The organism is Nonomuraea turkmeniaca (assembly GCF_005889735.1).
In the GTDB taxonomy this organism is placed as follows: domain Bacteria; phylum Actinomycetota; class Actinomycetes; order Streptosporangiales; family Streptosporangiaceae; genus Nonomuraea; species Nonomuraea turkmeniaca.
Map to the genome: position 1 here is coordinate 1 of NZ_VCKY01000328.1, position 9,701 is coordinate 9,701.

5 protein-coding genes and 1 pseudogene are annotated in these 9,701 nt (G+C 64.4%); 2 read left to right on the forward strand and 4 right to left on the reverse strand.

Features of this window, described 5'->3' with window-relative positions; translation table 11 throughout:
• Window positions 1-28: 28 nt before the first annotated feature.
• Complete coding sequence (locus tag ETD86_RS49605) at window positions 29-331, reverse strand: transposase (protein WP_138673584.1); 303 nt, start codon at window positions 329-331, stop codon at window positions 29-31.
• 365 nt (window positions 332-696) lie between these two features.
• On the opposite strand from ETD86_RS49605, the pseudogene ETD86_RS49610 reads away from it, so the two are divergent.
• Window positions 697-1,412, forward strand: a pseudogene (locus ETD86_RS49610) (transposase); the annotation flags it as partial.
• Window positions 1,413-1,501: 89 nt separating this feature from the next.
• On the opposite strand, the gene ETD86_RS49615 reads toward ETD86_RS49610, so the two are convergent.
• Window positions 1,502-4,831 carry a type ISP restriction/modification enzyme gene (locus tag ETD86_RS49615; protein WP_170223725.1) on the reverse strand — a complete coding sequence of 1,110 codons (3,330 nt, stop codon included), beginning with the start codon at window positions 4,829-4,831 and terminating at the stop codon, window positions 1,502-1,504.
• A gap of 252 nt (window positions 4,832-5,083) precedes the next feature.
• On the opposite strand from ETD86_RS49615, the gene ETD86_RS49620 reads away from it, so the two are divergent.
• Window positions 5,084-8,032, forward strand: coding sequence for an AAA family ATPase (locus ETD86_RS49620; protein ID WP_138673587.1), 2,949 nt, complete (start codon window positions 5,084-5,086; stop codon window positions 8,030-8,032).
• Between the two features lie 896 nt (window positions 8,033-8,928).
• On the opposite strand, the gene ETD86_RS49625 is transcribed toward ETD86_RS49620, so the two are convergent.
• Together ETD86_RS49625 and ETD86_RS49630 are read right to left on the reverse strand one after the other, a co-directional pair.
• On the reverse strand, window positions 8,929-9,144 hold the full coding sequence (locus ETD86_RS49625) for a DUF397 domain-containing protein (RefSeq protein ID WP_138673588.1): 216 nt from the start codon (window positions 9,142-9,144) through the stop codon (window positions 8,929-8,931).
• Complete coding sequence (locus ETD86_RS49630) at window positions 9,132-9,608, reverse strand: DUF5753 domain-containing protein (RefSeq protein ID WP_138673589.1); 477 nt, start codon at window positions 9,606-9,608, stop codon at window positions 9,132-9,134. The genes ETD86_RS49625 and ETD86_RS49630 overlap by 13 nt, the downstream gene beginning before the upstream one ends.
• Window positions 9,609-9,701: the final 93 nt, after the last annotated feature.

The following is a 9,701-nucleotide window of genomic DNA, read 5'->3' on the forward strand; positions in this document are numbered from 1 at the left end:
TCGGCGAGTTCACGGACCAGCGAGTAGATTACTTTGGGAGGACGTTCTCGCGGGCGAAATAGGCCGCCGCCCGCTTGAGGATGTCGTTCTCCATCTCCAGCTGCTTATTGCGGCGGCGCAGCTCGGCAAGTTCCTTCTTTTCCGCACTGGTCAGCCGGTCCCCAGTGCCGGCGTTTTCATCGGCGTCGGCCTGGTTGAGCCAGTTCTGCAGGCATGACCGGCTGATGCCCAGGTCTTTGGCGAGTTGGAGGAGCGGTTTGTCACCTTGGCGCGCGAGCTCGACCGCGCGACGCCGGAACTCTGGCGGGTGTGGTGCGGGCATGAAGGACATCCTTCCTGATGATCAAGGGTGACCTCAGGTCAAGTGTCCGGAGAACAGGGGGAAGCTCAGAAGGATGTGCAATCGCCTTCGATTCAGGCGATAGCAACTCGAGCCTCAGATACAACATCGTAGAACGCCTACGCAGTCGAACGCTCACGCTTTGCGCGATACGCCGGAAGGCCTCGTAGGCGATCACCTAACCAAGGAAATGCGCGACCGCCACGCGAGTGTGCGGACCGATTGGCGCCATCGATGCTTTCCCCTGGTTGGCAGGCACGCCCATACTGGATCTTGCCGGGTTCGGACGAAGTGAGAACGTTCTGAAGAACGACTCGGCCATCACGTTGTGGGAGGCCCCGGTACGGCCGACCGAGCGGTTGTGGCAGTACCTGGGCCGGCCGAAGCTGAGCCCGCGCACCCTGTATCGGCGCCTGCGGGTGGTGGCAACCTGGCGTCATCCCAAGCTGGTGGCCTGCGGTAATCGGACCGGCGGCTGGTGGTGGCCGCCATCACCTTCCGGCTGCGCGAGTCACCGCGCGGGGCGCTGGTGTGGGCAACCGACGAGACCCATGTCCACCTGCTGCCGCACGTGCGGGCCACCTGGACGCTGCGTTCGGGCCGACCGGAGATCGGCACGCCGGGCAAGAACCGGCAGGTGACGGTGTTCGGCGCGCTGGAGATGACCACCGGCCGGTGGGTGTATCGGCTGGGCCGTCGCTGCGCCGCCGACTTCATCGCCCTGCTGGAACAGATCCGCTTGGTCGCTCCGACAGGCCCGGCGATCGTGGTGATCTGCGACGACGACAGCATCCACCATGCCCATGCCGTCACCGACTACCTGAACAAGCACCCCACCATGGAGGTGCTGTTCGGAGGACGCTACAGCCCGCATGACAACCCGGTGGAGCGCATCTGGGCCGCACTCAAGACCTTCATCGCCAACACCGCCGTCAGCTGGCCCGGCCGCCTCTGACAGATCCACGCCTTCTTCCGCGCTCGCTCACCGGCCGAGCTGCTGACCGCCGCGGCGCCGTGGACCAGCCCTTGGCTGCCCTCGGGTTACAAGCGGAACTTCTGGAATGCCGCTTAGCACATGTCAGGTCCATCCCCCAGATGGGATCGGGCCGGAACAGAGCCGGTACGCAGCAAGGGACCCGAGCCCCGGTGCGAGGATTAAGATCAGCTTCCGGGAAGAGGATGCGCTGCGGTTTGCATCGGCTTCGGCGGCCTCGTCGCTGATTCCGGGACCGGTAGCACGCCAGCGGCGGCCAGGTCGGCCTGACCGATCAGCGGCCCCGAGCACACGTCGGTCAGCAGTTGGTCCTGCTTGGGATGCATCAGGATGCATCCGGTCAGTACGGAGAGAAGCGCCAGGAATTCGAGTGTCAGCTCCCGGTTCCAGGAGGTCTGGGTGATGTCGTCGAGGCTCGACGTCCGGCGCTTGTTTCGAGGCTGTATGGTCCGGTCGTTCAACCATCGCCACACTATGCGCCGGCCGGAGACCGTGTAGTCGATGACCTCTTGGCGTACGAGGGCGAATGTTCCGCTGCCCACGGTGAGCGTCTGTGCTGCGGCGTCGTAGTCGAGCTGCTCGCCGAGCCGGTCAGGAAGTGCCCTGACGGGGGTCAGGCATTTGACGCCGAACCGTTCGATGAGGGCGCGTTCTGAGCGCCCCCGCCCGGCGGCGGGATCGACGCAGCGACTGCCGTAGGTGTGGAGCCAGAGGATCTCGCGTCCGATCGTCACCGCGCGATTCCACAGCATCGAGTCCGCGCTGAGCGGGACACGCACGCCCGGTTGCCGAAGATGCTCTCGGAATCGGCGGGTGTATCCGGGGTGCGTGCTGATCGCCGCTATATACGCCAGCACGTCGTCTGCACAGACGGGAATGCCCAGCCGGATACGGAGGTGTTCGAGCAGGTCCCGGGTCATATTGGGGACGCTGCCCTGACGATCGCGCCAGAGCGGACGTACGCCGCCGCCTCTGCCGTTGAAGTGGTCCAGATCGGGGATTAGTCCTGAAAATACCAGCGCTGGCCCATCAGTGATCTCGTGGACGTCCTGCTCCGAAACGTAGATCTGGTGCTCGGATCGGACTTGCCAGAGCGGCGGACGGGCCATGACGAGAAGCCGGTTGTCGGGGATGAGCCATTGCCGGTCGAACGAGCGGTAAGCAACTTGTATTGGTTGGGGACACGACTCCGACTCCTCTGCCAGTGAGCGCTGGGCTGGCGGGAACCCAGGCAGCGGGTCGACCCGGCTGTGCAGGGTGCGATCCCGCCCCTCTCGGAAGAGTTCACGCTGGTCCTCTCTCGATGCGGCGAGGAGTGTCTGCCACCGGGCGCGCAAGACCTCGACGGTGGGTGCGTACACCCACGCTCGTCCGGGGGTGATGCCCCTCGACCGCCATGGCATCAGGTCTGCGAGCGAGGGGAACGCCGCCCATTGCGGGTCGGCGGCGGGGAGGAAGGAGTCCTGCCACCCGGTACCGCAGGAATGCCAGCACGGTCCTGTTGTCGTCAACTGCGCCAGCGCGGCTGTCTTCTCCTCACGCGTTCCGTGTAACTCCAGATGGCGAACCACCGCCGGCTTCTCCGCGTCCGAGTCAGCCGTCCTGGCGAAGACCAGGATGCTGAGCTGGCGCCCGACATCCTGTCCGAGAAGCCGGGTCGCCATCGGCGGGCGGTTCCCTTCGGGTGTGAGCTCGATGACCCAGCCCAGGTCACACGTGCGTCGCAGATACTGGCGCAGGCCCTGGAAAGCAGCGCCTCTGATCACACTGGACGGGACGATAAACGCCACTACACCTTCTGGCATGCGATGTTCGGCCTCGAACACCTTCCAGGTTGCCCAGCGCAGGAAGTACCACGGCATTCCATGCAGGTCCGATTCATAGCGGCCGAGGCCGTCAGCGCGGAACTCATCGAGCGAGGGGCGATCAACCGTGGTTCCGAGCTGGGGTGTTCCTCTGCGAGGGCGTTCGATCCATTCGGCTCGGCCTTTGGCGTTCTCCACATGTGGTGGATTTCCGATCACCACCATCACGGGGATCCTGCGTTTGATGCCGTTCGCCTTGTCCCGTGCCTCCTCCATCACTCGGTACGGCGCGCCCAGCGTGGGCTGCACATGGTTCGGGTCAGCTAACGCGTCGCTGAGAAACCGGAGAGCCTCAGTCGGGGTCTCCACCGCGAACCGGCTCTGGAACGAACCATGGATACGCAGCTCAGCCACGGCGTACGGGGCTACCTGGATCTCGAACCCGATCAGCCGGTCGGTGACCAAGTCGTTGACGTAATCCTCTCGGGATCCGTGCCCGAGCTTGTCGGCGACCCGATCCGCGACACAGCCAATGACCTCGACCAGGAAGGTACCGGTTCCCATCGCCGGGTCGACGACCACCACGTCGTCATCGGCGAACCCCCACTCCTTACCAAGATGCTGACGAAGTACCTCGTCCACAAACCGCACAAGATGGCGAGCGACGTCGACCGGGGTGTAGTAGGAGCCGGTCTCCTTGCGGAGTGTGGGGTCATAGCTCGCAAGGAATCGTTCGTAAAGGTAGGCGTAGGCGTCCACCGGGCTGACGTCGAGCGTCTGCAGGTCGGCGACACTGATCACACGGCGAAGGGTCTCAATGGTGTTGAGCTCGTCGTCGGCCCCGCTGGTGAGCACGGCGAACGCCTGCCCCATCAGCAGGTGCCGTTTGCCCAGCTTCCGAGCGATCTCCTGGTAGGACTCGCCGACCAGGTCGATACCATCCGAGCGGGCCAGTAGCAGCGCGAACGTGACAGTCTGGGCGAAGGCGTCGGCGAAGCGCTCATGGTCGAGCCCAGGGAACAGCAGCTTCCGCCAGTCGTCGGCCAGCAACGCCAGCCGCATCTGGGACCGCTTCTTCAGCGGATCGGTGATCGCGGCATACACTTCGTCCTTCAGCAGACCACACAACCCACCGATAATCTTCACGAGAGAGCCCAGCGTCCGAGGAGACTCTGGCTCCCAGAGCATAAAATGCTCGACGATGCCTACCAGTTCGGTGACGGCCGGCACCGACGGACGCCGCAACTCCGCGACAGTGTTCGCCAACCTGACAATCGGCGAGATCCGCTCGCCGAACGAGTACTGCGCCCAGGTGACTCCGTCCGAGTACACCACATTGGGCAGCACGGAGAGCTTGCCCCACTGCTCCAGCTCCCGCTTGTCGGGGCGCCACTCGGGCGCACTTGGCACCCCCTTGCCCGGCCTCTTCAACTCGACATAACCGACGCGGACCTGTCCGACGTTCACCGCGTAATCCGGCCGCGCCCGCAGATGCTTCAACCGCACCTCGCCGTAAGGGATCGCCTCAACACCGATCAACGCGCCAAGGTCGCGCAGCAGGCTCTCCAACGGGCCACGGAACTGGTCCTCCTCCGCGCCGCCCAACCCCCGCTTCTCCGTCACCGTCCGGCCGAACCTGGCTACGATCGCGTACGCGGCGGCTCCGGTATCGAGCTTGGGGACTCGGGCCACGCGCACCTCCGGTCGATGACCAGCACCCCACTCACTGTGACCGCCACACCAGGATCCATCAAGATACGAAACGGAAACCACGCTGTTGAGCGTGGGGAAAGATCGATGTGATCTAGGGGATTCAGACGCGGGAGGAGGCCGTCGATACGCACCCGCCGCTCCATCCAACCGGCGCGGACAGCGCTGGGGCGCCCCGATAGACCGGTAGTACATTGACCATCGCTGATCATGACGACTCGGAGGGGAGACTACATGTTCGATCTCCTGGTCTCGCAGCGTGCGCCTGGGGCGTTCCGCGCGATTCAGGACGCACTGAGCGTTCCCGTCCATCCCGGAACAAATGTCTACGTCTACGTAGAGCCCGGCCAGTACAGGATGGATGCATGTCAGTACCGCGGTTCGGCGGTCATCACCGCGACGGGCGGCCGAGGCACGGTGGTGCTGGACAGCGCCGGCGAGTACAACTTGCAGGTCAAGGGACAGGTCACGCTGCGCGGTCTGGTCATGCGCAACTGGCATGCCGACGGCCGCGTCCTGGACGTCGCCAGCGGTAGCACGGTCGCCGAAGATTGCGAGTTCATCAGCGCGGCGACGCGGACCCTGTCCGCGCGGGGCGGTGGGGAACTCGTTGTCCGCCGATGCAGGATAAGAAGCGGGGCGATCGTCTACGACGACTCTGCGGGACTTGTCGAGCAGAGCGAACTGCTCGATCCGCAGCAGTGCGGGATCGCCCTGCACAAGGGCAGCAGGGTCACCGTACGAGACACATCGGTCCTAGGGGCCGGAGAGCACGGGATCTGGGTCAACTCAGGATCCCGACCGCTGATTGAGAGATGCCAGATCGAGAATTCGCAAGGCGCGGGCATATTAGTGCAGCAGCACGCCGACGCCGCCGTTGAGGGCGGCGTGATTCGTCACTCCGGTAAGAGCGGGTTGGTGGTCAGGGACAACGCGCACGCTGTGGTGCATGACCTCGAAACTTACGAGACCGCTTTCGAGGGCGTGTGGTGCACCGCCTCTGCACGGCTGACCGCCGTTCACCTCACCGTCCGGGACGCTGGGCGGCATGGTGTCATGGTCACCGACCAGGCAACCGCCGACTTCCGGGACTGCGAGGTGCACGGCGCGGCGCAGGCTGGAATTCTGGCCCAGACATCGGGCACGGCGACGGTCATCGGCGGCTCGATGTCAGGCTGCGACATGGGCGCCGTAGTCGACACCGCAGGACACCTGAGCCTCGAAGGCACCGAGGTTACGAGGAACGCAACGGGCATCGTCGTCGATCCCGACGCCTCCGCCCGCCTACACGGTTGCCTCGTCACTGCGAACATCGGCAGAGGAGTCGTCACTGCCCGGAGTTCGCGTGTGGAATTGCGTGACATGGTCTCCAGCGACAACGGCGCCGAAGACCTTTTCGACGTCCATGTGAAGACCGAACTGGCGCCGGCGGCACAGGTTGCCCAAGCCCACGCCGCCACATCGACCCTCCCGAGGCCGGAACGCACCGTGCCGGGCGACAAGGTGGGCAATCTGGATGCCTTGATGGCCGAACTAGGCGCCATGGTCGGGTTGAGCAGGGTCAAGCAGGAGATCACCAAACTGGTGACGTTCCAGCGCGTCGCCGAGCAGCGGCGCAAAGCAGGACTTCCGCAGGGACCCACGATCGGGCGGCACATGGTGTTCTCGGGAGCCCCTGGAACCGGCAAGACCACAGTGGCTCGACTGTACGGCCAGCTGCTGGCGACACTTGGCGTCGCGCCTTCGGGGCACTTCACCGAGGTGTCACGCGCCGACCTGGTCGGCAAGGCTCTTGGCGAGACCACGCAGAAGACCATCGCCGTCTTCGATCAGGCTCGGGGCGGCGTACTGTTCATCGACGAGGCGTACACCCTTTCGCGCCGATTCGGGACAGGCTCCGACTTCGGGCAGGAAGCCATCGACGCCCTGGTCAAACTGATGGAAGACCACCGCGACGAAACCATCGTGATCTTCGCAGGCTACTCGGCAGAGATGCGGGAATTCATCACCGCCAACCCTGGCCTGGAGTCGCGAATCTCACGCACCATCGAATTCGAAGACTACAGCCCCGACGAACTGACCAACATCGTCGAACACCTCGCCGCGCACCACGGGTTTGAACTGGCCGACCAGACCCGCGATGTACTGTTCACCCATTTCGAACAGGCTCGGCGCGGCCAGTCATTCGGCAACGGGCGAGAGGCGCGGCGCGTCTTCGAAGCCGCAGTCGAACAGCAGGCACTGCGTCTGGCCGGCTGCGGGCAACCCTCCGCCTCCGAGCTGACGATCATCCTTCCCGAGGACTTGAACGGTGCAGTCGGCCGCGGGCTGAGCATGGCCTACAGTGACGCCCATGACACGGCTCATCTGAGCGCCGTCCTTGAGCGACTCTCCGCCATGGTCGGCCTCGAGGACGTCAAGGCACAGGTCCGCGACCTGCTGGACCTGATCTCGACCACCCGGCGCCGCGAGCGAGCCGGGCTACCCGCCGACCCCGTACCTGGCCACCTTGTCTTCTCCGGCCCGCCCGGGACTGGAAAGACCTCCATCGCCCGCCTGTACGGCGAGTTGCTCGCCGCACTCGGCGTGCTGGCACGCGGGCAGCTCGTAGAGGTCACCAGGGCGGACCTCGTCGGCCGATACGTCGGACACACCGCCGTCCAGACCGCCGCGCTCTTCGAACGTGCGCGAGGTGGCGTACTGTTCATCGACGAGGCCTACGCCCTGTCCCGGCCAGCGGACACCGGCCACGACTTCGGGCAAGAGGCCATCGACACCCTGGTCAAACTGATGGAGGATCACCGCGACGAAGTCGTGGTCATCGCGGCCGGCTACACCACCGAGATGACCGGCTTCCTGGCGACCAACCCCGGCCTGGCGTCCCGGTTCTCCAGGACCATCAGATTCGCTCCCTACACGCATGCCGAATTGCTCACCCTCCTCGCTCACCAAGCCCAGACGTCCGGATTCGACATCTCCGACGACCTCATCCAGGCTGTCGACACTCACCTGACCGCCCATTCGGCCACCTACGCCGACGGCAACGCGCGCGAGATCCGCAAGCTGTTCGAAGCGATGAAGACCTCTCACGCCCGCCGCATTGCCGACCAGGAACGAAACGGCCGACAGCCGACCCTCGCCGACCTCCGCACGCTCACGTCCGACGACATTCCCTCACCGTGATGGCCCACCCATGCCTGCGTCACCTATCCGCTGATGGGGAGTGGTGAGCCGACACCACAGGACGCATCCCACACCCCAAGCTCCAGGCGTCGCGCGCGCAAGCACTCGATCACTCGCCACAATACGATTACGCAGACCTGGAACAAATCTAATGGTCAAGGTCATGCCATCGACGCTGCGGCACCCGCGCCATTGTCATAATTACGTGCTCGTTGCATGCTCTTCGGCCCGCGATACGGCCCAACATCGGGCGGCATTCTTGAACATTTTGTAACCGACATTTACGGGCTGAGTGATACAATAAGATACAGCGAGGAATGGGCTGACATAAAAGCTGTCGGCTTTTAATCCGTAGGTTCCGGGTTCGAGCCCCGGGCGCCCTACCACTTCATACCCCATCTGACCTGGGCTTTCTCGATTCTCGGCCCACCTCTGAGAGTCGAAGGCGACCGAGCTCATGCTCGTCACATGCTCTTCGGCACGCGCCCGGCATGCTAACGGGCGTTCACGTAGGACGAAATGCCCCGCTTGCGCGGGCGGTCGCGGCCGCCCGATCTTGACAGGTAAAGCCAGGCCCACCAAACACCCAAGGAAAAGGGCTCGGCCAGCGGGTCGGCAGGCGCGCCACGCCCGACTTGATCACAGGCACGTCCAAGGACACGCAAAGCCGCTCTCGGCCGAGATAGACCCCTTCCGTCGCTGCACTCTGCCGGATCTTCGCAGCTCTTCGGCCCACCACCGGGCTAACAGAATGAGGCGATATGCACCGCGCCACGCGGGCGACAGCGAGCCATCGATCCTGACAGGCAAAGCCAGGCCCGACTGCTGAGCTTCGATGAGCCAAGGGCCTTCGGTGAACGCCGAAGGCCCTTGGCCGGCGTCATTGCTGGTAGGGGCTAGAAGTCGAACTCGCCCTTTTTGGCGCCGTCGATGAACGCGGCCCAGACCGAGGATGAGACCACGTAGGCGGGCAGTTCGGGGTGCTCTGAGTCACGCAGCCCCACGCGGCCATCCCTCAGCGGGGCCACCTCGATGCAGTCGCCATTGTCACCGGAGCGGGTTGCCTTACGCCACTCAGCAGACTCCAGCAGCCCTGCGGTCAGTTCGTCCATTTCTCCGCCATCTCCCCAATCAATTGGAGGGAGGCCCGCCGAGGCAGGGCCTCGTTGTGCAACATCTCGTATCTCGACTTGACTTCCCGGACCGGCCCGCTGTCGGCGGTGATCTGGCTCATTGTGATCGACTCGAGGTAGACCATATCCGGCATTCCTGGGGCGCTGGCGAGAATGAACGCTCCTTGCAGGCCAGTGGTCACCGAGGAACTGTACGGGAGCACGCGGACGTTGATGCGAGGATGCTCGTCCAGGGCAATCAGGTGCTCCACCTGCTCGGCCATCACCGCCTCACTGCCGGTCGGTCGGGTCAGGACTCCTTCATCCAGTATCGCCCACATCGTTGGCCCGCTGTCACGCTGAAGAACGCGCTGGCGCTCCATGCGTGCGGCGACGTTTTGCTCGATCTCGTCGGGGGTGGTGGCAGGTCCTCGGGTTCCGCAGATGTGTCTGAAGAAAAGCACACGGATCCAGGCGTTGAGCTGCGGTAACGCATACTGGAACGCGTGCGCGGCGTGTTACTAGGCCGGGGTGTTATTGCTGGTCAGGAGGGGGTG

Excerpts from the sequence above, each read along its gene's own strand:
- ETD86_RS49625 (WP_138673588.1), bottom strand. The coding sequence starts at position 9,144 with ATGGACGAACTGACCGCAGGGCTGCTGGAGTCTGCTGAGTGGCGTAAG.
- ETD86_RS49620 (WP_138673587.1), top strand. The coding sequence starts at position 5,084 with ATGTTCGATCTCCTGGTCTCGCAGCGTGCGCCTGGGGCGTTCCGCGCG.
- ETD86_RS49605 (WP_138673584.1), bottom strand. The coding sequence starts at position 331 with ATGTCCTTCATGCCCGCACCACACCCGCCAGAGTTCCGGCGTCGCGCG.